The 21,766-nt window shown below is 62.8% G+C and carries 18 protein-coding genes; 12 read left to right on the plus strand and 6 right to left on the minus strand.

Annotated features, from left to right (window positions below):
- Positions 1-2: 2 nt before the first annotated feature.
- From CAF92_RS10320 to CAF92_RS10345, 6 genes are all read left to right on the plus strand, one after another.
- The gene (locus tag CAF92_RS10320) at positions 3-971 is read left to right on the plus strand and encodes an ABC transporter ATP-binding protein (protein WP_046615788.1); all 969 of its coding nucleotides are present in this window, start codon (positions 3-5) and stop codon (positions 969-971) included.
- Complete coding sequence (locus CAF92_RS10325) at positions 971-1,939, plus strand: peptide ABC transporter ATP-binding protein (protein WP_024086321.1); 969 nt, start codon at positions 971-973, stop codon at positions 1,937-1,939. The genes CAF92_RS10320 and CAF92_RS10325 overlap by 1 nt, the downstream gene beginning before the upstream one ends.
- Before the next feature lie 370 nt (positions 1,940-2,309).
- Positions 2,310-3,119, plus strand: coding sequence for a nuclear transport factor 2 family protein (locus CAF92_RS10330; protein WP_085600638.1), 810 nt, complete (start codon positions 2,310-2,312; stop codon positions 3,117-3,119).
- A 63-nt stretch (positions 3,120-3,182) separates the two neighbouring features.
- On the plus strand, positions 3,183-4,589 hold the full coding sequence (locus CAF92_RS10335) for an FAD-binding oxidoreductase (protein ID WP_085600640.1): 1,407 nt from the start codon (positions 3,183-3,185) through the stop codon (positions 4,587-4,589).
- A gap of 32 nt (positions 4,590-4,621) precedes the next feature.
- A complete protein-coding gene (locus tag CAF92_RS10340) occupies positions 4,622-4,963 on the plus strand; it encodes a cupin domain-containing protein (RefSeq protein ID WP_046615791.1) in 342 nt (113 codons plus the stop codon).
- A gap of 52 nt (positions 4,964-5,015) precedes the next feature.
- On the plus strand, positions 5,016-6,095 hold the full coding sequence (locus CAF92_RS10345; RefSeq protein WP_046615792.1) for a polyamine ABC transporter substrate-binding protein: 1,080 nt from the start codon (positions 5,016-5,018) through the stop codon (positions 6,093-6,095).
- A 137-nt stretch (positions 6,096-6,232) separates the two neighbouring features.
- Here the strand turns inward: CAF92_RS10345 and CAF92_RS10350 are convergent, their stop codons facing one another.
- Positions 6,233-7,816 carry a peptide chain release factor 3 gene (locus tag CAF92_RS10350; RefSeq protein ID WP_003257876.1) on the minus strand — a complete coding sequence of 528 codons (1,584 nt, stop codon included), beginning with the start codon at positions 7,814-7,816 and terminating at the stop codon, positions 6,233-6,235.
- 559 nt (positions 7,817-8,375) lie between these two features.
- On the opposite strand from CAF92_RS10350, the gene CAF92_RS10355 reads away from it, so the two are divergent.
- From CAF92_RS10355 to CAF92_RS10370, 4 genes are read left to right on the plus strand one after another with little or no spacing between them, the layout of a single operon-like run.
- A complete protein-coding gene (locus CAF92_RS10355) occupies positions 8,376-9,089 on the plus strand; it encodes an ABC transporter permease (protein WP_046615793.1) in 714 nt (237 codons plus the stop codon).
- Positions 9,090-9,102: 13 nt separating this feature from the next.
- Positions 9,103-10,017: a glycine betaine ABC transporter substrate-binding protein gene (locus CAF92_RS10360; RefSeq protein ID WP_085600642.1), complete on the plus strand. Its 915-nt coding sequence runs from the start codon at positions 9,103-9,105 to the stop codon at positions 10,015-10,017.
- Complete coding sequence (locus CAF92_RS10365) at positions 10,014-10,667, plus strand: ABC transporter permease (RefSeq protein ID WP_046615795.1); 654 nt, start codon at positions 10,014-10,016, stop codon at positions 10,665-10,667. The genes CAF92_RS10360 and CAF92_RS10365 overlap by 4 nt, the downstream gene beginning before the upstream one ends.
- Entirely contained in the window at positions 10,664-11,821 is a 1,158-nt protein-coding gene (locus tag CAF92_RS10370) for a betaine/proline/choline family ABC transporter ATP-binding protein (RefSeq protein ID WP_085600644.1), read from the plus strand. Before CAF92_RS10365 ends, CAF92_RS10370 begins: the two co-directional genes overlap by 4 nt.
- Before the next feature lie 138 nt (positions 11,822-11,959).
- On the opposite strand, the gene CAF92_RS10375 is transcribed toward CAF92_RS10370, so the two are convergent.
- From CAF92_RS10375 to CAF92_RS10385, 3 genes are all read right to left on the minus strand, one after another.
- On the minus strand, positions 11,960-14,386 hold the full coding sequence (locus tag CAF92_RS10375) for a TonB-dependent siderophore receptor (protein WP_085600646.1): 2,427 nt from the start codon (positions 14,384-14,386) through the stop codon (positions 11,960-11,962).
- 108 nt (positions 14,387-14,494) lie between these two features.
- The gene (locus CAF92_RS10380; RefSeq protein WP_085600648.1) at positions 14,495-15,457 is read right to left on the minus strand and encodes a FecR family protein; all 963 of its coding nucleotides are present in this window, start codon (positions 15,455-15,457) and stop codon (positions 14,495-14,497) included.
- 20 nt (positions 15,458-15,477) lie between these two features.
- The gene (locus CAF92_RS10385; RefSeq protein WP_046615799.1) at positions 15,478-15,975 is read right to left on the minus strand and encodes a sigma-70 family RNA polymerase sigma factor; all 498 of its coding nucleotides are present in this window, start codon (positions 15,973-15,975) and stop codon (positions 15,478-15,480) included.
- A gap of 494 nt (positions 15,976-16,469) precedes the next feature.
- Here CAF92_RS10385 and CAF92_RS10390 point away from each other — a divergent pair, with 494 nt between their 5' ends.
- Positions 16,470-17,633 carry a type III PLP-dependent enzyme gene (locus tag CAF92_RS10390; protein WP_015269027.1) on the plus strand — a complete coding sequence of 388 codons (1,164 nt, stop codon included), beginning with the start codon at positions 16,470-16,472 and terminating at the stop codon, positions 17,631-17,633.
- 183 nt (positions 17,634-17,816) lie between these two features.
- Here the strand turns inward: CAF92_RS10390 and CAF92_RS10395 are convergent, their stop codons facing one another.
- Both CAF92_RS10395 and CAF92_RS10400 read right to left on the minus strand, forming a co-directional pair.
- On the minus strand, positions 17,817-18,566 hold the full coding sequence (locus CAF92_RS10395; RefSeq protein WP_085600650.1) for a tetratricopeptide repeat protein: 750 nt from the start codon (positions 18,564-18,566) through the stop codon (positions 17,817-17,819).
- Positions 18,567-18,569: 3 nt separating this feature from the next.
- The gene (locus tag CAF92_RS10400) at positions 18,570-19,250 is read right to left on the minus strand and encodes a Fe2+-dependent dioxygenase (protein WP_085600652.1); all 681 of its coding nucleotides are present in this window, start codon (positions 19,248-19,250) and stop codon (positions 18,570-18,572) included.
- 222 nt (positions 19,251-19,472) lie between these two features.
- Here CAF92_RS10400 and CAF92_RS10405 point away from each other — a divergent pair, with 222 nt between their 5' ends.
- Positions 19,473-21,746, plus strand: a complete 2,274-nt coding sequence (locus tag CAF92_RS10405) for a TonB-dependent siderophore receptor (RefSeq protein ID WP_085600654.1) — start codon at positions 19,473-19,475, stop codon at positions 21,744-21,746.
- Positions 21,747-21,766: the final 20 nt, after the last annotated feature.

Genomic DNA, 21,766 nt, shown 5'->3' on the forward strand with positions numbered 1-21,766 from the left:
CCATGTCACTGTTGCAGATCAACAACCTGAACGTGCGCTTCGGCGACGCCAATGCAGTACCGGTGGTCGATGGCCTGGACCTGACGGTGGAAGCCGGCGAGATCCTGGCCATCGTCGGCGAATCCGGCTCGGGCAAGTCCGTGACCATGATGGCCCTGATGGGCCTGATCGACGCCCCCGGGCGCATCACCGCGGACTCGCTCACGTTCGATGGCACCGACATGCTCAAGCTCAGCGGTCGCCAGCGACGCAAGGTGGTGGGCAAGGACATCGCCATGGTCTTCCAGGACCCGATGACCGCGCTCAACCCCAGCTACACCGTGGGTTACCAGATCGAGGAAGTGCTGCGCCAGCACCTGGGCCTGAAGGGCAAGGCCGCGCGCCAGCGTGCCCTGGAACTGCTGAAAAAGGTCGAGATCCCGGCTGCGGAAAGCCGCCTGGACGCCTACCCGCACCAGCTGTCCGGCGGCATGAGCCAGCGCGTGGCGATTGCCATGGCGATTGCCGGCGAGCCCAAGCTGCTGATCGCCGACGAACCCACCACTGCGCTGGACGTGACCATCCAGGCGCAGATCATGGAGCTGCTGGTCAACCTGCAGAAGGAGCGCAACATGGCGCTCATCCTGATCACCCACGACCTCGCCGTGGTCGCCGAAACGGCCAGGCGGGTGTGCGTGATGTATGCCGGCCAGGCCGTGGAAGTGGGCCAGGTGCCGGAGCTGTTCGATGTGCCCGCCCACCCTTACAGCGAAGCGTTGCTGGCGGCGATCCCCGAGCACAGCATCGGTGCCGAACGCCTTGCCACCCTGCCCGGCATCGTCCCCGGTCGCTACGACCGCCCCGTAGGTTGCCTGCTGTCACCGCGCTGCCCGTACGTGCAGGACAACTGCCGGCACCAGCGCCCGCCCCTCGATCCCCAGGCCCATAGCCTGGTGCGTTGCTACTACCCGTTGAACCAGGAGGTGGCGTGATGGCCGTCGTTCTATCCGCCCGGGAGCTGACCCGGCATTACGAAGTCTCCCGCGGGCTGTTCAAGGGCCACGCCCTGGTCCGCGCGCTGAATGGCGTGTCGTTCGAACTGGAGGCCGGCAAGACCTTGGCCGTGGTCGGCGAGTCCGGCTGCGGCAAGTCGACCCTGGCCCGCGCGCTGACCCTGATCGAAGAGCCGTCGTCCGGTTCGCTGCAAATTGCCGGCACCGAAGTGAAAGGCGCCAGCAAGAGCGAGCGCAAACAACTGCGCCGCGACGTGCAGATGGTGTTCCAGAGCCCCTACGCCTCGCTCAACCCACGGCAGAAGATTGGTGACCAGCTGGCCGAGCCGCTTCTGATCAATACTTCGCTGAGCAAGGCCGAGCGGCGGGAAAAAGTGCAGAAGATGATGGAACAGGTCGGCCTGCGCCCCGAGCATTACCAGCGCTACCCGCACATGTTCTCCGGTGGCCAGCGCCAGCGTATCGCCCTGGCCCGGGCAATGATGCTGCAACCCAAGGTGCTGGTGGCGGACGAGCCGACCTCGGCGCTGGACGTATCGATCCAGGCTCAGGTACTGAACCTGTTCATGGATTTGCAGAAGGAGTTCAACACTGCCTATGTGTTCATCTCGCACAACCTGGCGGTGGTGCGGCATGTAGCCGATCAGGTGCTGGTGATGTACCTGGGGCGGCCGGCGGAGATGGGGCCGAAAGAAGATATCTACGAAAGGCCGTTGCACCCTTATACCCAGGCGCTGCTGTCGGCGACGCCGGCGATTCACCCAGACCCTTTGAAGCCGAAGATCCGCATTGCCGGGGAGTTGCCCAACCCGCTGAACCCGCCGGATGGGTGTGCGTTTCACAAGCGCTGCCCGTATGCGACCGAGCGGTGTGCCAAGGAGGTGCCAGCGCTCAGGCAGGTGAGTACCCGGCAGGTGGCTTGCCACTATGCCGAGCAGTTTCTTTAGCCTCTAGATAGCCGGGGCTGCTTTGCAGCCCATCGCGACACAAGGCCGCTCCTACATGGGACCGCGATCTCCTGTAGGAGCGGCCTTGTGTCGCGATGGGCCGCAAAGTGGCCTTAAAATCTCAATGCATGAAGAACCAGATCAGAATAATCACCGGAATCGGTACCCCAATCATCCAGAGCAGTATCGAGCGCATGGCCTTTCTCCTTGTTCGATGTTGAACTGACAGGTGCACGCGCCATGCCATCACGGTCAAAAAATCATACTCAACCGAATCAAAGGTTTACTCCCCAAGCCGCTTGGCAAAACCGTGCAATATGCCGGATCCGCGCCCTTGCAGCTGGGTGTTCTGCAATGCACTATCAGGCTCATGACCGCCCGAACCCTCCCTGACGGCCCCGAGCAGACCCCGCTTACCGCCGACACCGTGCTTCGCTACCACCTGTGCTGGAAGCACCGCGATCTCGACGGCGTCATTGCGCTCTACCACCCGGACATTCAGTACCACGACTTCTTCCAGAACCGCGTGCTCGGCTATCAGGAACTGCGTGACTACGTGCGCGCCTGCCTGCCTCACGAAGCTGGCGAAGATATCGTGCACAGCGACCGCATCCGCGTGGACGGCTGCACAGCATTCATTCAGTACCAGGTCACGGTCCAAGGCGGCGACGGCCTGGTTGCGTTCCAGTCCAGCGAGGCGATTACCGTCAAGGACGGCCTGATCTGGCGGGTCAACGAATACGCCACGCTGGTCCGCCGGAACGGCAGTGGCCATGCCACTACCGGCCCGCGCCCGGCCACCAGCCGCCTGGGCCTGTCGCCCCGTCAACTGTCGACCATGGCCCAGGACCTGGAACACTACTTCCAGCGCCAGCGCCCCTACCTGGACCCGGAGCTGGACCTGCAGCAGGTGGCACACGCCAGCGGCTACAGCCGCAACCAGATCTCCTACCTGCTCAACCAGGTGCTAGGGCAAAGCTTCTACCGCTACGTCAACCAGGCCCGCCTGCAGCACCTGATGGCCAGCCTCGATGACGACAGCATCGAGGCCACGATCGACGAGCTGGCCTTCAATGCCGGCTTCAACTCCCTGTCGGCGTTCTACAAGTGTTTCCGCGAGCACACCGGGCTTACGCCCAAGGCATACCTGAAGCAAATTTCCCTGCGTGCACGCACGTAAGACAGCCGCCCGTAGACACCACTAGGATCGCCCACAGACCTGACGGATGTGGAGCCGAACCCGATGCAACCCCTGCGCACGCTCAGCCTGTGGATGGACCAGCTAGACGAGCCGTTGTGCGCCCGCCCGGCCCTGCGCGAGGACCTGGACGCGGACGTATGCATTATCGGCGCTGGCTACACTGGCCTGTGGACCGCCTACTACCTCAAGCGCCAGGCGCCGCAGCTGAACATTGCAGTAATCGACGCCTACATCGCCGGTTATGGCGCCTCGGGGCGCAACGGCGGGTGGCTGATGGGCAACCTGCTCGGCGAAGACCGCCTTCTGGCCGCCCTGTCGCCGCAGCAGCGCCGCGCCAGCATCGACTTGCTGCATGCCATCCCCGATGAAGTACATGGCGTGCTGCAACGCGAAGGCATCGACTGCGACTACCGCAAAGGCGGCGTGCTGTACTGCGCCGCACGCTACCCGGAACAGGAGCGCAGCCTGCGCACCTACCTCGACAACCTTTATCGCCAGGGCATGACCGAGGACGACTACCGCTGGCTGCGCCCCGAACAGCTTGACGCCCAGTTGCGGGTCAGCAATGCCTATGGCGCGATCTACAGCCCGCACACCGCGACCATCCAACCCGCCAAACTGGCGCGTGGTCTGGCCCGGGCGGTAGAAGCGCTGGGCGTACCCATCTACGAGAACACCCCAGCCATCGACTGGCAGCCGGGTGAGGTGCGCACCCCGCTGGCGCGCATTCGCTGCCAATGGCTGGTACCCGCCGTGGAAGGCTACGCCGTCAGCCTGCCGCCACTGGGCAAGCATCAGCTGCCGGTACAGAGCCTGCTGGTAGCCACCGAGCCCCTGCCGGAAGCCACCTGGGAACAGATCGGCCTGAACCAGGGCCAGGCCTTCAGCGAGAGCAGCCGCCAGGTCACCTACGGCCAGCGCACGGCCGACAACCGCCTGGTATTCGGCGCCCGTGGCGGCTACCGCTTCGGCGGCCGCCTGCGCGAAAACTTCCGCCTCACTGAACAGGAAATCGAGCTGCGCCGCTACCTGTTCGGCGAACTGTTCCCGCAGCTGAAGCACGTGCGCATCACCCACTCCTGGGGCGGCAACCTGGGCATGGCACGGCGCTTCCGCCCACACATGCTCTGCGACCGCCAGCGCGGCATCGCCCTGGCCGGCGGCTACGGCGGCGAAGGCGTCGGTGCCACCAACCTGGGCGGGCGAACCCTGGCGGCGCTGATCCTCGACCAGCACAACGAACTGACCGCGCAACCCTGGGTGCTCGACAACCGCCCGCTTTCAAGCCTGGCCAGTTGGCCACCCGAGCCCTGCCGCTGGCTGGGCTACAACGCAATCATCCAGAGCTTCGTCCACGAGGACCGGACCCTCGCCAACCCCGCCAGCGCGCCGTGGAGGCGGCGCCTTGCCAGCAATCTTGCGGACTTCATGGAAGGCTTCATGCACTGACTTCCCTTTCCCCGACACAGGATTTACCGGTCATGAGCATCACCCATTTCAAGAACACCGACAGCGTCGTGCTTGATAACTCCAGCCCCGTTGCGGTACCGCTTGGCGAGCCCGTGGCGGTAGCGTCGATCACCTGCGTGGAGCGCAGCGACGGCGTCGAAACCGGCATCTGGGAGTGCACCCCCGGGCGCTGGCGGCGGCAGATCGTGCAGCAGGAGTTCTGCCATTTCACCAAGGGCCGCTGCACCTTCACCCCTGACGGTGGAGAGCCCTTGTTCATAGAAGCCGGAGACGCACTGATGCTACCGGCCAACAGCACGGGCACCTGGGATATCCAGGAGACCGTTCGCAAGACTTACGTTCTGATTTTCTGATCCGCTGATCGCCTGCCTTCGATAACAACAGACAAAGCAAGGTAACCCCGACATGCGCACGCTCCTTCTCGCCCCCCTGATGCTGGCCGCCAGCGTGGCCGGCGCCGCCGAAACGGTGAAGATCTACAACTGGTCCAGCTACGTTGCCCCCGACACACTGAAGAACTTCCAGCAAGCCAGCGGTATCGTGCCCACCTACGACGTTTACGACAGCAACGAAACCCTCGACGGCAAGCTGATGACCGGCAACTCCGGCTACGACGTGGTGTTCCCGTCCAACCACTTCATGGCCCGGCAAATCCAGGGCAAGGCCCTTAAGCAGCTGGACAAGTCGCAGCTGCCCAACTGGCACAACCTCAACCCGGTGTTGCTCAAGGCACTGGAGGTAAATGACCCGGGTAACCAATACGGCTTCCCGTACCTGTGGGGCAGCACCGGCATTGGCTACAACATCGACAAGGTCAAGGCGGTGCTTGGCGACAATGTCCCGGTGGACTCCTGGGACCTGATCTTCAAGCCCGAGTACATGAGCAAGCTGAAAAGCTGCGGCGTCGCGGTGCTGGACAACGGCCCCGAGCTGTTACCGATCGCCCTGCACTACCTGGGCCTGCCGCACCACAGCCAGAACCCGGCGGACTACGACAAGGCCAAGGCGCTGCTGATGCAGGTGCGGCCCTACATCAGCTACTTCCATTCATCGAAGTACACCGGCGACCTGGCCAACGGCGATATCTGCGTGGTGGTGGGTTTTTCCGGGGATGTGCTGCAGGCGAAGAATCGTGCCGAGGAGGCGAAGAACGGGGTGAAGGTGGGCTACTCGATACCCAAAGAAGGTGCACCGATGTGGTTCGACATGGTCGCCATGCCGGCCGATGCACCGGATGAAAAGGCCGGGTATGCCTACATGAACTACCTGCTGCAGCCGGAGGTGATGGCCAACATCAGCAACCATGTGCAGTACGCCAATGGCAACCTCGCGGCGGACGGGCTGGTGGAGCCTGCGATGAAGGGCAACACGATGATTTACCCGAGCGAGGAAGTGATGGGCAAGCTGTATGCGCTGGAGGCGATGCCGGCCAAGATCGACCGTATTCGCACGCGGATCTGGACCAGTATCAAGGCCGGGAATTGATTTCGACCTTGACACGGTCCCTGTGGGAGCGGGTTCACCCGCGAATGCGATGTTGAGTTTACCGACGCATTCGCGGGTAAACCCGCTCCCACAAGGGGCAGGAGCAGGCCCTGAAAATCAGGAGCAAGCTCTCGAAATCAGTGGTGCTCGCGGGTAGCGCGGAACTTGATGTCCGGCCAGCGTTCTTCCATCAGCGACAGGTTGACCCGGGTCGGCGCCAGGTAGGTCAGATGCCCGCCACCGTCGATGGCCAGGTTCTCCATGGCCTTGTTCTGGAATTCCTCGAGCTTCTTCTTGTCGTCACAGCCGATCCAGCGGGCCGACCATACGGTGATCGGCTCGTAGGCGCACTCGACCTTGTACTCTTCCTTCAGGCGACTGGCGACCACGTCAAACTGCAGCACACCGACTGCGCCGAGGATGATGTCGTTGCTGCGCTCAGGGAAGAACACCTGGGTAGCACCCTCTTCGGCCAGCTGTTGCAGGCCCTGGCGCAGCTGCTTGGATTTCAGCGGGTCCTTCAGGCGCACCCGGCGGAACAGCTCAGGGGCGAAGTGCGGGATACCGGTGAAGCCCAGCGCCTCGCCTTCGGTGAAGGTGTCGCCGATCTGGATGGTGCCGTGGTTGTGCAGCCCGATGATGTCGCCGGCATAGGCCTCTTCCAGCTGCTCGCGCTCGGACGAGAAGAAAGTCAGCGCATCGCCGATACGCAGGTCCTTGTTGATCCGCACGTGGCGCATCTTCATGCCCTTCTCGTACTTGCCCGAGCAGATGCGCATGAAAGCGATGCGGTCGCGGTGTTTCGGGTCCATGTTTGCCTGGATCTTGAACACGAAACCGGTGAACTTCTCTTCCACTGGCTCCACGGTGCGCTCGTGGGCAACCCGACCCAGCGGGCGCGGCGCCCAGTCGACGACGGCGTCAAGCACATGGTCGACACCGAAGTTGCCCAGCGCGGTACCGAAGAACACCGGGGTCAGCTGGCCGTTGATGAACTCTTCCTGGTTGAATTCGTGGCAGGCGCCCTGCACCAGCTCCAGCTGTTCGACGAACGAGTCGTACTGGTCGCCCAGGTGGGCACGGGCTTCGTCCGAGTCCAGCTTCTGGATGATCTTGGCTTCGGTGCGCTCGTGGCCGTGGCCCGGGGTGTACACCACGATGTAGTCACCGGTCAGGTGGTACACGCCCTTGAAGTCGCGGTAGCAACCGATCGGCCAGGTGATCGGCGCGGCCTTGATCTTCAGCACGGCTTCGATCTCGTCCAGCAGCTCGATCGGGTCGCGGATGTCACGGTCGAGTTTGTTGATGAAGCTGACGATCGGCGTGTCGCGCAGGCGGCACACGTCCATCAGGGCGATGGTACGTGGCTCTACACCTTTACCGCCGTCGAGCACCATCAGCGCCGAGTCCACCGCGGTCAGGGTGCGGTAGGTGTCTTCCGAGAAGTCTTCGTGGCCGGGGGTGTCGAGCAGGTTGATCATGTGCTCGCGGTACGGGAACTGCATCACCGAGGTGGTGATGGAGATGCCGCGCTGCTTCTCCATTTCCATCCAGTCGGAGGTGGCGTGGCGGTCGGACTTGCGCGACTTCACGGTACCGGCGACGGCAATGGCCTTGCCCATCAGCAGCAGCTTCTCGGTGATGGTGGTCTTACCGGCGTCGGGGTGGGAAATGATTGCGAAAGTGCGGCGCTTCGCGACTTCGGCGGCCTGGTTGGTCATGGGAAATCGCCTGACTGGGGGATTAAAAAGGGGCGATATCATACCTGAAGTTGGGCCGGGACCAAAACTTGATGAACCGGCGGTGCCTGTTCCGGCCCTTTCGCGGGCACGCCCGCTCCCACAGGTACTGCACAGGCCTGCACAGCAGTGGAGATCCCTGTGGGAGCGGGCGTGCCCGCGAAGAGGCCGGCACTGCCATTACAAATTCAACAACCACCCGCTTTATCACGACAAATGGCCAAAGGTCAGTTATTTCAACGCCTACAGCGCACCAACCCGCTGCTTTTTCTCGTCAAGTTTCAGACTAACCAGTGATTAACACTGGCCAAATGCCGCCTCAGATGGGAACCTTTACGCCCACGGAGACGTCCACTCCCCTGCAACCCGCTTCGGTTGGGGAGCTGGTTTCATCAGCATTTTCGGGCCCGACGGGGTTCGGCTCATGGCCTGATCGCAGCCTTCGGCGTGCGTCACGCTGCTACTCGCGAACACACCACCCGCCGCCAGGACTGGCCGGCAACCAAGAAGTGTGCTCGCCGACAACACAAGGAGTCCGCCTGTGGCTAAACGCTACGGAAAAGGGCTGTTGGGATGGGCCGCCGTGCTCGTCATCCTGGCCCTGCTGGTCCACTGGATCGGCATCGACACGATCGCGCGTTATCGCGACGATCTTGGGTTCTACCTGCAAGCGCACCTGGTACTGGTGCTGGCTTCGATGGCGGCGGCGCTGGCCGTGGGCATCCCCGCCGGCATTGCGTTAAGTCGACCGCACCGGGTCGACAAAGCCGAGCGCTTCATGCAGTTCTTCAACGTTGGCAATACCATCCCTCCCCTGGCCGTTCTGGCCATCGCCCTGAGTATCCTCGGCATCGGCGCCGGGCCCGCGATCTTCGCGCTGTTCCTCGCCTCCCTCCTGCCGATCGTGCGCAACACCTACGAGGGCCTGAAAAACGTCCCCACCTCGCTCAAGGAAGCCGCCACCGGCATCGGCATGACCCCGCGCCAGCAACTGTGGCAGGTGGAGCTGCCCAACGCCGTGCCGATCATCGTTGGTGGTGTGCGCGTGGCCCTGGCGCTGAACGTCGGCACCGCACCGCTGGCGTTCCTGATTGGCGCCAACAGCCTGGGCAGCCTGATCTTCCCCGGCATCGCCCTGAACAACCAGCCACAGCTGCTGCTGGGGGCTGCCTGCACCGCACTGCTGGCGCTGGCGCTGGACGCGGCGGTGAGTTTCTCCAGCAAGCGCTGGCTGGAACGTGGCCTGGCCCAATAAGGATAGGGAACGTATGAACAAGAAAATCGCCTTGCTGCTTGGCGCCGCCGTGCTGTTCGCAGGATTCGCCCAGGCGGCGGACAAACCGCTGATCCGCATCGGCGCGCGGGTGTTCACCGAACAGACCGTACTCGCCGAAATCACCGCGCAACACCTGCGTGCCAACGGCTATGACGTGCGCGTGACCACCGGCCTTGGCAGCAATATCGCGCGCCAGGCCCAGGAAACCGGCCAACTCGACCTGATGTGGGAATACACCGGCGTGTCGCTGGTGTCGTACAACCATATCGACGAGCGCATGCCCAGTGCCGAGGCCACCTTCGCCAGGGTGAAGGCGCTGGATGCGAAGAAAGACCTGATCTGGCTGACCCCATCGAAGTTCAGCAACACCTACGCGCTGGGCCTGCCCAAGCAGGTCGCCGAGGCTTATCCGCAGATAAATTCGATCAGTGACCTCAACCAGGTACTGCGCGACGAAAGCCATCGCAACCACCTGGTGGCACTGGACACCGAGTTCGCCAACCGCCCGGACGGCCTGGTAGGCCTGAAACAGATGTACGACCTGCAAGTGGGGCGCGCCAACATCCGCCAGATGGATGCCGGCCTGGTCTACACCGCCATGCACAACAACCAGGTGTTCGCAGGCCTTGTGTACACCACCGATGGTCGCCTGAACGCGTTCAACCTCAAGCTCCTGGAAGACGACAAGCACTACTTCCCCGACTACACCGCGGCGCCGGTGGTGCGCAAACAGGTACTCGACGCCAACCCAAAACTGGCCAGCCTGCTCAAGCCACTGGCGGAGCAACTGGATGACGAAACCATGCGCCAGCTCAATGCCAAGGTCGACGTCGAACACCAGAACCCGACCACGGTCGCCGCCGCTTTCCTGCGTGAGCACCCAATGACTAGCGAGGTACAGCCATGAGCCTGCTCGACACGTTTGCCCACCTCGACTGGGCCCAGGTGCTGCAACTGACCTGGCAGCACATCATGCTGGTCGGCGTCGCCGTGGGCCTGGCGATTCTGGTCGGGGTGCCGCTGGGCATCCTCATGACCCGCTTCCCGGCCTTTGCCGGCCCGCTGCAGGCCAGCGCCACCGTGCTGCTGACCATCCCTTCCATCGCCCTGTTCGGCCTGCTGCTGCCGTTCTACTCCAGGTTCGGCCAGGGCCTCGGGCCGCTACCGGCGATTACCGCGGTGTTCCTGTATTCGTTGTTACCGATCATGCGCAACACCTACCTGGCCCTGACCAACGTCGAGCCCGGCATCCGTGAAGCCGCACGCGGCATCGGCATGACCTTCGGTCAGCGCCTGCGCATGGTCGAACTGCCCATCGCCGTGCCGGTAATCCTTGCCGGCGTGCGCACCGCCGTGGTGATGAACATCGGCGTCATGACCATCGCCGCCACCATCGGCGCTGGCGGCCTTGGCGTACTCATCCTCACCTCCATCAGCCGCAGCGACATGTCGATGCTGCTGGTCGGCGCCGTGCTGGTCAGCCTGCTGGCGATCATCGCCGACCTGCTCCTGCAAACCCTGCAACGTGCCCTGACTCCAGAAGGACTGCGCTCATGATCGAACTGAAGAACCTCAGCAAAACCTTCAACGTCAACGGCAAGGACGTCAAAGCCGTCGACTCGGTAAGCCTCACCGTCAACGAAGGGGAAATCTGCGTGTTCCTCGGCCCCTCGGGCTGCGGCAAGAGCACTACCCTGAAAATGATCAACCGCCTGATCACGCCCACTTCCGGCCAGGTATTCATCAATGGCGAAGACACCACCGGGCTGGACGAGGTCACCCTGCGCCGGCACATCGGCTATGTCATCCAGCAGATCGGCCTGTTCCCCAACATGACCATCGAGGAGAACATCACCGTGGTGCCGCGCCTGCTCGGCTGGGACAAACAGAAGTGCCATGAACGCGCCCGCGAGCTGATGCACATGATCAAGCTGGAGCCCAAGCAGTACCTGCAGCGCTACCCGCGCGAGCTGTCCGGCGGCCAGCAGCAGCGTATCGGCGTGATCCGCGCCTTGGCGGCGGAAGCGCCGGTGCTGCTGATGGACGAGCCGTTCGGCGCGGTCGACCCGATCAACCGCGAGATGATCCAGAACGAGTTCTTCGAGATGCAGCGGGCGTTGAACAAGACCGTGATCATGGTCAGCCACGACATTGACGAAGCGATCAAGTTGGGCGACAAGATTGCCATCTTCCGCGCCGGCAAGCTGTTGCAGCTGGACCACCCGGACACCTTGCTGGCGCACCCGGCGGATGAATTCGTCAGCAACTTCGTCGGCCAGGACAGCACCCTGAAACGCCTGCTGCTGGTGCGTGCGGAGGATGCGGCAGACAATGCGCCGTCGGTAAGCCCGCAGACGCCGGTGAGCGATGCGCTGGAGCTACTGGACGAGCACGACCGCCGGTACGTGGTGGTGACCGATGCACAGAACAAGGCGCTGGGTTACGTGCGCCGCCGTGATATGCATCGCCAGCAAGGGACTTGTGGCGACTTCCTGCGGCCGTTCAATGCCACGGCGTCGCATGATGAACATTTGCGCATCCTGTTGTCGCGGATGTACGAGTTCAACCGGGCGTGGCTGCCGGTGCTGGATGCCGAGCAGGTGTTCCTGGGCGAGGTGACGCAGGAGTCGATTGCGGCTTACCTGAGTTCGGGGCGTTCGCGCGGAGCAAAGACCTGCATTGTCTCGCCGGCCGAGGCGGTGGTTTCTTAATCCCTGGGGGCGCTGTGCGCCCCTTTCGCGACACAAGGCCGCTCCCACAAGTACAGCATCAGCCTCGGGCTTGACGCGGTACCTGTGGGAGCGGCCTTGTGTCGCGATGGGCCGCACAGCGGCCCCGGCGATCTCGGCTCAGAACCCTACACTGGCCTGAACATAGAAGGTCCGCGGCTCACCCACATAGATGCCGGCATTGTTGTCACTGGAACGGGTGAAGTACTGCTTGTCGAACAGGTTCTTCACCCCCGCCGCCAGCTTCAGGTTGGACATCTGGGGCCCGAACTCATAGCCGCCACGGGCATGCCAGGTGACGTAACCCGGAATATCGCCGTACTGCCCGTCCGCACTCGGCTCGGTGATGTAGTCGCCGTTGAAGCTGCCATCGGCATTGATCCCGGTACCCGGCGCGCGCTGCTTGGATTGGGCGTAGGCATCCAGGTTCCAGGTCCAGTGGTTGACTGCGTAACGCACCCCGGCAGTGGCCACCTGGCGTGAATAGAACGGCAGGTCACGGCCCTTGAAGCCAGGAATGTCACCTTCATAAGTAGCGCGGGTATAGGTGTAGCCACCGCTCACCGACAGCCCTTCCAGGCGCGGGTCCAGCCCGTCCAGGTCATAGCGCACCGAAGCCTCGATACCCTGGTGCTTGGTCGCGCCGAGGTTGGTCCAACCCACATCGTTGCTGATGTACTGCAGTTCGTCGTCGAAGTCGATGTAGAACGCCGTCAGCTCACCGGCAAAGCCACCATTGTCATAGCGGGTACCGAGCTCGTAGGTCTTGGCCTTTTCCGGCTCCAGGCCATTGGCCGTGCTGTTGCCAGTACCACCCTGGCCCAGCTGGAAGTACTGCAGGCTGCCGAACGAGGTCTCGTAGTTGGCGAACAACTTCCACGCATCGGAGAGGTGGTACATCACGCTCAGGGCCGGTAGCGGCTCGTTGCTGGTGATGCTGCGTTTCTTCTCCGGCACCGGCTGGCCGTTGGCACCGAGCACCGGGCGGTCGCGCCAATCGGTGTTGATGTGCTCGAAACGGATACCCGGGGTGATGGTCCAGTTACCCACGTCGATCTTGTCGTCGATGTAGTAGGCACTTGCCTCGGTACCGCCACTGCGGTCCTGGAATACATGGCCGTCGGAGGTCGGGGTTGGCGTCGGCACGTTGTCGATCAGCGCCAGGCGGGTCGACTGTTCACGCATCGCTTCCTTCAGGTAGCGGTAGCCCACGCTGACTTCCTGGGTGGTCGGGCCGGCGAAGAAGATCCGCGACAGCCGCGGTTCGATGGCGAAGGTGTGGTAGTTGCGCGGGTACGACGACAGGGTCTTCATGTCGCGCGAGGCAATGGCGCTGCCGCGGAAGCTGTCGGTGTAGTAGGTCAGCACTTCGAACTGGGTGGCGTCGTCGAGCTGGCGCTGCCACTTGAACGACACGTCCTTGCGCCGACCGGCAAAGTAGTCGTAGTCGCGCAGCGACTGGTACGGGTTGCTGTCGTACTGCGCCTGGGTCAGACCGCCAGGCATGTCGGCGCGGCCGTCGTAGTAGTGGAAGTTGAGCCAGAACTCGTCAACGTCGGTCGGCGCCCAGTGGGTCTTGAGGATGACGTCGTCGATGTCGTTGCCGTTGTTGCTTTCACGGTAGCCGTTGCCATTCACCCCGGTGTACAGCAGCGCCACGCCCATGCCGTTGTCCGCCGTGCCGCCGACGAAGGCCGACTCGGTATGCTTCCAGCCTCCGTGCTGGGAGGTTTCCAGGGTGGTGGACAGCTCCGCCGAGGCCTTCTCCGGGATCGCCCGGGTAACGAAGTTGATCACCCCACCGACGTTCTGCGGGCCATAACGCACGGAACCGGCGCCACGCACCACGTCGATGCTGTCGAGATTGCCCGAGGAAATCGGCGCCATCGACAACTGCGGCTGCCCATAGGGCGCGAAGGCGGCCGGGATGCCGTCGATCAGCACCGTGGAGCGTGGCGACAGGCGCGAAGTGAGGCCGCGAACACCCACGTTCAGCGACAGGTCGCTGCCGCCGGTGCCGTTGGAATCCTGCACCTGCACACCAGGGATGCCGCGCAGCACGTCGCGCACGTTCATTGCGCCCTTCTCCACCATCGCCTCGCGGCGTACCACGGTGCGCGCGCCGGGGTGGTTCTGCACCACGCTCTGCTGGGCGTCTCCCAGCCAGTCACCCACCACCTTGATGTCGGTGGGCGCCAGCTCCAGGCTGCCGGTGGTGAGGATGCCATCGGCCTGAGCCGGCTTCACCACCACGGTGCCCTGGGACATCTCGTAGGTCAGGCCGCTGCCTTGCAACAACTGCTGCAGCGCCTGCTCGGGCGCCAGCTGGCCGGAAACCGCCGGGGCCTGCTTGCCGGCCACCAGCTCGGGGCTGAAGAACAGCTGCAGGTTGGTCTGCTGGCCCAGTTGGTTCAGCGCCGATGCCAAGGGTTGGGCTTGAATCTGGATAGTGCTGCCGGCCTCTGCGGCCTGGCTGTTGACGGCCACGGCGCTGACCGCCAGGGCCAGCGCCAGGGCGCGGAAGCGTGGGAAGGGCTTGTTGTTCACGTCGTCGAGACTTCCTGGAGTACGGAATAAACGCCAACTGCATGCAAATGGAAATGCTTGGCAGTTGCAGCTGGCGGGGAAGACGAACGAGCGGAAAAAAACCTGAATCTATTTCGCGATTATTTCGCGCGAGCCATCTTCGTTGGCCTTGACGGCCACCGGCAGGATGCTCGGCAGGGCACGCAGCAGCGCGTCGGTGTCATCGGTGCTGAAGGTGCTGGACAGCCGCAACTGCGCGACTTTGCCGGGGGCGACCCGCAGCGGCTGGCTGCGGTAGCGCGAAGCTTCGGCCACCACCTCGGCCAGGGTGGCGTTGTCGAACACCAGCCGGCCTTGGCGCCAGGCAGTCAGGGCGCCGGTATTCACCGCATAGGGCGCGGCCACCTGGCCTTGTGCATCTATATGCGAGCCCTGGCCCGCCGTGAGCTGCGCCAGCGAGGCGCCCTTGCCCTGCACACGCACCGAGCCCTGCTCCACCGCCACACGGGTGCTGGCTGGGTCCAGACGGACGTCGAAACGGGTACCGGTGACAGTCACGCTACCCTGAGCGGTGTCGACCACGAACGGCCTGCCACTGTCATGGGCGACGGTGAACATCACTTCACCCGCCATCAGCCGGACATGCCGCTGGCCGGCGCTGAAAGCGACCTGCACTCGCGTGCTCCCATTGAGCTCAAGGTGCGAACCATCCGGCAGTTCGACCTGGCGGCGTTCGTTGAAGGCGGTCTGCAAGCTGCCCTGATGATTCAGTTGCTGGTAATGCCAGCCGCCCCAGCCCAGGCCCAACGCCAGTGCGGCCAGGCTGGCGGCCAAGGCCTGGCGCGCGAAGCGCCGACGTGGCAACTGGCGTACCGGGGCCGGCTGACACAGCGCTTCAAGGCGCTGGCGCGGGATGAAGTCGGCGGCCTGCCACAGGCGGGCGAGCTGCTGGTACTCATCACGGTGCCGTGCATCGCCTTCCAGCCAGGCATGCAGCTGCGCCTGCAGCCCGGCATCGCGCGGCGCATCCTGCACCCGGGCGAACCACGCCGCCGCCTGTTCGCGGACGGTATCGGTACCGTGCTGTTTCATCGAAAAGGTCTCCTGACTCATCATGCCGACACATCCAGGTGCTCACGCAGATGCCGGAGCGTGCGGATCATATACTTTTCGACCATGTTCTTGCTCAACCCCATGCGCTCGGCGATCTCGGCCTGGGTCAGGCCTTCGAGCTTCTGCCAGATGAACACCTGCCGGCAATTGAGCGGCAGTTCGGCCAGCGCCCGCTCGACACTGTCGGCCAGCTCCAGCGCATGCACGTAGGCTTCGGGGTCGTCACTGCCGGCCACGCCTTCGTCGAAGGTTTGCAGCTCCAGGGCCTGGCGGCGGTCCTCACGCCGGAAACCATCCACGGCAATGTTGCGTGCGGTCTGGTGCAGATAGGCGCGTGGCTGCTCGACCTGCTCGCGCGGGTTTTCCAGTACCCGAACAAAGGCATCGTGGGTGAGGTCCTCGGCCTGCTGTCGACTGCGCAACTTGCGCGTCCAGGTGCCGATCAGCTCGTGGTAGTGGTCGAGGAAGCCTTTGGGTCCGGACACGGTCGGGGTCATCAGGGAGGCAGACAAGGGTGCGAATAGTAATGTTTCTCATCCAACACGGCAATTCCGCCAGTCGGTAACAAAAAATTTATCGTCTTTTTCATGCACGGCGGTGCCAGGAAAATGTGGCCATAAATATGAACACCTGAGGCCCTTTGGCGGGCAAACCCGTTGCCGCGGCGATAGGGGAAACCCTGTGGGAGCGGGTTTACCCGCGAAGGCCGCAACACGACCCATTCCACAATTTTTTACGCTTGAAACCTCGCCGGGAACATCAGCCGGTCACATGGGTCGGTTATTCAAATGGCAGGTCGTCGATCCGCGTCGATCACGCCCGGATTGCCTGTTGATTCTGCATTCTTCACGCCCTAAAGTGCGCGCCGAACGTCCATGCTGGAAACGATCCATCCGGCTCAAGTACTGAGTAGGCGAACCAAAGTGGGGATACGGAGGACGTTCAGTTTGCAGCCACTTAAATTTTCAGTTTGCCCATGGAGTCCCTGAGCATGTCGATCCAGGTCGAAGACTATTTCGCGCGTGACACCTTCCAGAAAATGAAGGCGTTCGCCGACAAGCAGGAAACCCCGTTCGTACTCATCGATACCCAGATGATCAGCCAGGCCTACGACGACCTGCGTGCTGGTTTCGAATTCGCCAAGGTGTACTACGCGGTCAAGGCCAACCCGGCCGTGGAAATCATCGACCTGCTCAAAGAGAAAGGTTCGAGCTTCGACATCGCCTCGATCTACGAACTGGACAAGGTGCTGGGCCGCGGCGTCAGCGCTGACCGTATCAGTTACGGCAACACCATCAAGAAGTCCAAGGACATCCGCTACTTCTACGAGAAGGGCGTACGCCTGTATGCCACCGACTCGGAAGCCGACCTGCGCAACATCGCCAAGGCCGCACCGGGTTCGAAGGTGTACGTGCGTATCCTCACCGAAGGCTCGACCACTGCCGACTGGCCGCTGTCGCGCAAGTTCGGCTGCCAGACCGACATGGCCATGGACCTGCTGATCCTCGCCCGCGACCTGGGCCTGGTGCCTTACGGCATTTCCTTCCATGTCGGCTCGCAGCAGCGCGACATCAGCGTGTGGGATGCTGCCATCGCCAAGGTAAAGGTGATCTTCGAGCGCCTGAAGGAAGAAGACGGCATCGAGCTGAAGCTTATCAACATGGGTGGCGGCTTCCCGGCCAACTACATCACCCGCACCAACAGCCTGGAAACCTACGCCGAAGAGATCATCCGCTTCCTGAAGGAAGACTTCGGTGACGACCTGCCGGAAATCATCCTCGAGCCGGGCCGTTCGCTGATTGCCAACGCCGGTATCCTGGTCAGCGAAGTGGTCCTGGTTGCACGCAAGTCGCGCACCGCCGTCGAGCGCTGGATCTACACCGACGTGGGCAAGTTCTCTGGTCTGATCGAAACCATGGACGAATCCATCAAGTTCCCGATCTGGACCGAGAAGAAAGGCGAGACCGAAGAAGTGGTCATTGCCGGCCCTACCTGCGACAGCGCCGACATCATGTACGAGCACTACAAGTATGGCCTGCCCTTGAACCTGGCCATCGGCGACCGCCTGTACTGGCTGTCGACCGGTGCCTATACCACCAGCTACAGCGCAGTGGAGTTCAACGGCTTCCCGCCGCTGAAGGCTTACTACCTGTAATGCAGAACGGGGCCGCAAGGCCCCGTTTTCACTTGTGCTTTCCGCCTTCAGGCCTGTGCAACTCCCTGTAGGAGCAGCCTTGTGCTGCGAAGAGGCCATAGCTGCCAAAGGCCATCTTTTGTCATGCCGGCCTCTTCGCAGCACAAGGCTGCTCCTACAGGTACTGCGGGCCTTGAGGGAACCTCAAGCTTCCCGCCGTTCGATCTCCTCGGCATACCGCGCCGCAAAGGCCATCAACACCGGCCCCGCACCCTGCAAGGTCACCAGCGCGCTGCGCAGGAAATTCATGTTTCCCTCGACCCGCGCTCGTTCCAGCCAAGGCCCGGCTTCCGCCACTTGCCCCCGCTCGACAAGCACCAGCGCCAGGCTGAACATGCCACGAAAGTCCCCCGCCTGGGCCGAACGCCGGTACCAGCGCACCGCCCGTGCCGGGTTGGGCGCCGTGGCGATGCCTTGCTCCAGGTAACGCCCGTACAGGTTCATCGACTTGGCATGGCCCATGTGCGCGGCCTTCTCGTAGCACATCAGCGCCTGCGCCTGGTTGGCCGGTATGCCGCGCCCGGTAGCCAGCAGGTTGCCCAGGTTGTAAAGCCCCCAGTCCAGCCCGGCATCGGCCGCACGCGCATAGTGGATGGCTGCCTGCGCCTGGCTTGGTTCACCACCCCAACCATGCTCCAGGCAACGCCCCAGCATGTTGTGCGCCATGGCACTGCCGCCCTGCGCGGCGATGCCGAACCAGCGCCTGGCGACGGCAGCGTCCGCCTGAATGCCGCGCCCGTCCAGCAGGATCTGCCCCAGCAGCAACTGTGCCTCCACCGCGCCCTGCCCGGCCGCCGCCAGGATCGCCTGGGCGGCCTTGCCAGGGCTTTCTTCCAGCATGGCCTGCAAACCGGCCACATCGACCACTTCCTCACGCCGCAACTGATAGGACACGATTCAGACCTCGGCCCAGCGGCGCAGCAGGTTGTGGTAGGTGCCGGTCAGTTGCAGCAATGATGGATGGTCCGGCACATCGGCAGTCAGTTGCTGGATGGCATTGTCCATCTCGAACAGCAACGCCCGCTGGCTGTCCTCGCGCACCAGGCTCTGGGTCCAGAAGAACGCGGCGTAACGCTGGCCTCGGGTAACAGGGTTGACCTTGTGCAGGCTGGTGCCGGGGTACAGCACCAGGTCACCGGCTGCCAGCTTGACCTGCTGCACGCCATAGGTGTCCTGGATCACCAGCTCGCCGCCGTCGTAGCTGTTCGGCTCGCTGAGGAACAGCGTGGAAGACAGGTCGGTACGCACCCGCTCCGGGCTGCCCTTGGGCTGGCGCAAGGCATTGTCGATGTGGAAGCCGAAATTGCCGCCTTCGCGGTAGCAGTTGATCAGTGGCGGGAACACCTTGTGCGGCAAGGCTGCAGACATGAAGCGCGGGGTTTGCCACAGGCGGTCGATCAGTGCAGTGCCGATCTCCTTGGCCAACGGGTGGCCTTCCGGCAACTGCAGGTTGTGCTTGGCCTTGGCCGACTGATAGCCGGCCGTGATCTTGCCGTCGGCCCAGTCGGCCTGCTCCAGCGCCTCGCGGATACGGGCCAGTTCATCGGCGTCGAACAGGCCGGGGATGTGAAGCAGCATGGCGGCGCCACCGTTGGAAATTGTAAAGGTGCCAATGATATTGATTCCCTTTTGCGCTTCACAAGCCCCATTCGCCGCTTAAGACGTTTCAGCTTGATGAAACCGTAAACGGAAATTGTAAAGATTGTAAATTCTTCACGAATGGTAACTACTCTCAATTGTGACTCACAATTGCTTACATTAAGATCCGCGGCCTTACCACCTTGGGGAAGGTCCTTAGCAATGCGCCAATCCGTACCATCTGCAGTGAGTTCACCACGCCTGATCGTGTCTGCCATCGGCGTTGCCCTCAGTGCCTCCTCTGCCTATGCAGCCGACCCGGCCGCCAGCAACGCTATCACCCTCGACGCCACCAGCGTCAACGGCAAGGCTGAACAGGCCAGCACCGATTACAAGGTCGACAAGGCCTCCTCGCAGAAGTACACCGCGCCGCTGGTAGATACCCCACGCTCGATCACCGTGATCCCGCAGCAAGTGATCAAGGACACCAGCGCCTTGACCCTGCAAGATGCACTGCGCACCGTGCCGGGCATCACCATGGGTGCCGGCGAAGGTGGCAACCCCTCCGGCGATCGCCCATTCATTCGCGGCTTCGACAGCCAAAGCTCGATGTACCTGGACGGCGTGCGCGATACCGGTTCGCAAACCCGCGAAATCTTCGCCATCGAGTCGGTGGAAGTTGCCAAGGGCCCGAACTCCTCGATCGCTGGCCGCGGCGCTGCCGGTGGCACCATCAACATGGTCAGCAAGCGTGCGCACCTGGGCAATTCGCTCGACGGCGCCTGGACCTGGGGCAGCGATCAGACCCAGCGCTACACCCTGGATGGCAACTACCAGTTCAGCGACAGCGTCGCTGGCCGCCTGAACCTGATGACCCACAAAAGCAACGTCGCCGGCCGCGATGAGGTCAACTACGACCGCTGGGGCGTGGCTCCTTCGCTGGTGTTCGGTCTGGGCACCGATACCCGCGTGAGCCTTGATTACTACCACGTCGAAAGCGACGACCTGCCGGATTCGGGTATTCCCTACAGCCTGCGCTCCGGCAGCTCGGCCGCTCGCACCTCGGCCAACCCGGACAAGCCGACCCACGGCGGTGGCAGCAGCAGCAACTACTACGGCCTGGTCGGTCGCGATTTCTCCAAGAGCCGTGCAGATATTTCGACCATCAGCATCGAGCACGATCTGAGCGACTCGCTGACCATCAAGAACACCTTGCGCCACGGCAACACGCTGCAGGACTACATCTACAGCCAGCCAGACGACAGCAAGGGCAACATCCTCAACGGTGAAGTCTGGCGTCGCCCGAACAACCGTGTCGCCAACACCCGCACGACCACCAACCAGACCGACCTGTATGGTGATTTCTATGTTGGTGGCATGAAGAACAGCTTCTCCACTGGTATCGAGCTCAGCCGGGAAACATCGGTGAAATCAGGATATGACGTCACCGGTTTCAGCGCTGGCAACTGCTCGAGCGCAACAGGCCAGATCTCTGGTGTCTGCACCTCGTTCCCGAACCCAAATCCGCATGAAGAGTGGGACGGCACCATCAGCCGCACCGAAGCCGGTGCCGATACTTCTGGCAACACGCGCGCCATCTACTTCACCGACACGCTGGAACTCGACCCGGCCTGGTTGCTGACCATGGGCCTGCGTTACGACCACTTCGACACCAAGGTCAAGACCAAAGCGGCCAACGGCTCCACCAGCTTCAAGACCGAGGACACCAGTGAATTCGTCACTGGCCAACTGGGCCTGACCTGGAAGCCTGCCGAGAACGGCAGCATCTATGTGTCCTATGCCACCTCCGCCACCCCGCCTGGCGCTTCGCTCGGCGAAGGTTCCGACGGCAACGCACTGCTCACGGCCACCACCACCAGCGAGCTGAAACCGGAAAAAACCACCAACTACGAAATCGGTACCAAGTGGGATCTGCTCGACGAACGCCTGGCGTTGACCGCAGCCATTTTCCGCACCGAGAAGGAAGACGCTCGTGTTCTGGTGGATAACAACACCTACCAGAACATCGGCAAGACCCGTGTCGATGGCCTGGAGCTCAGCGCCAGCGGCAAGCTGACCGACGCCTGGCAGGTATTCGCTGGCTACACCTACCTGGATGCCAAGCTCGTCGACGGCGGCGCGCAGCGGGTTGGCACGGTGTTCGTCGATGGTTACAACGATGGCAATCAGTTGCCCAACACACCGAACAACAGCCTGACCCTGTGGACCACCTACAACGTCACCCCGAAGCTGACCATTGGTGGTGGTGCCTTCTATGTCGATGAAGTGTTCGGCAACACCACCAACAGCGTGATGGTCGACTCGTACTGGCGCTACGACGCCATGGCAAGCTACAAGCTGACCAAGCACGTCGACCTGCAGTTGAACGTGCAGAACCTCACCAACGAGGTCTACTACGACAAGGCCTACAGTGGGCACTATGCCAACCAGGCCGCTGGGCGGACTGCACTGTTGACCACCAGCTTCCACTTCTGACGCCGGGATGGGACTGATCT

This window comes from Pseudomonas sp. B10(2017) (assembly GCF_002113295.1).
Taxonomy (GTDB): domain Bacteria; phylum Pseudomonadota; class Gammaproteobacteria; order Pseudomonadales; family Pseudomonadaceae; genus Aquipseudomonas; species Aquipseudomonas pudica.

Excerpts from the sequence above, each read along its gene's own strand:
- CAF92_RS10350 (WP_003257876.1), bottom strand. The coding sequence starts at position 7,816 with ATGACCAACCAGGCCGCCGAAGTCGCGAAGCGCCGCACTTTCGCAATC.
- CAF92_RS10405 (WP_085600654.1), top strand. The coding sequence starts at position 19,473 with ATGCGCCAATCCGTACCATCTGCAGTGAGTTCACCACGCCTGATCGTG.
- CAF92_RS10370 (WP_085600644.1), top strand. The coding sequence starts at position 10,664 with ATGATCGAACTGAAGAACCTCAGCAAAACCTTCAACGTCAACGGCAAG.
- CAF92_RS10320 (WP_046615788.1), top strand. The coding sequence starts at position 3 with ATGTCACTGTTGCAGATCAACAACCTGAACGTGCGCTTCGGCGACGCC.
- CAF92_RS10345 (WP_046615792.1), top strand. The coding sequence starts at position 5,016 with ATGCGCACGCTCCTTCTCGCCCCCCTGATGCTGGCCGCCAGCGTGGCC.
- CAF92_RS10360 (WP_085600642.1), top strand. The coding sequence starts at position 9,103 with ATGAACAAGAAAATCGCCTTGCTGCTTGGCGCCGCCGTGCTGTTCGCA.
- CAF92_RS10380 (WP_085600648.1), bottom strand. The coding sequence starts at position 15,457 with ATGAAACAGCACGGTACCGATACCGTCCGCGAACAGGCGGCGGCGTGG.
- CAF92_RS10385 (WP_046615799.1), bottom strand. The coding sequence starts at position 15,975 with ATGACCCCGACCGTGTCCGGACCCAAAGGCTTCCTCGACCACTACCAC.
- CAF92_RS10365 (WP_046615795.1), top strand. The coding sequence starts at position 10,014 with ATGAGCCTGCTCGACACGTTTGCCCACCTCGACTGGGCCCAGGTGCTG.
- CAF92_RS10325 (WP_024086321.1), top strand. The coding sequence starts at position 971 with ATGGCCGTCGTTCTATCCGCCCGGGAGCTGACCCGGCATTACGAAGTC.
- CAF92_RS10335 (WP_085600640.1), top strand. The coding sequence starts at position 3,183 with ATGCAACCCCTGCGCACGCTCAGCCTGTGGATGGACCAGCTAGACGAG.
- CAF92_RS10340 (WP_046615791.1), top strand. The coding sequence starts at position 4,622 with ATGAGCATCACCCATTTCAAGAACACCGACAGCGTCGTGCTTGATAAC.
- CAF92_RS10330 (WP_085600638.1), top strand. The coding sequence starts at position 2,310 with ATGACCGCCCGAACCCTCCCTGACGGCCCCGAGCAGACCCCGCTTACC.
- CAF92_RS10390 (WP_015269027.1), top strand. The coding sequence starts at position 16,470 with ATGTCGATCCAGGTCGAAGACTATTTCGCGCGTGACACCTTCCAGAAA.
- CAF92_RS10400 (WP_085600652.1), bottom strand. The coding sequence starts at position 19,250 with ATGCTGCTTCACATCCCCGGCCTGTTCGACGCCGATGAACTGGCCCGT.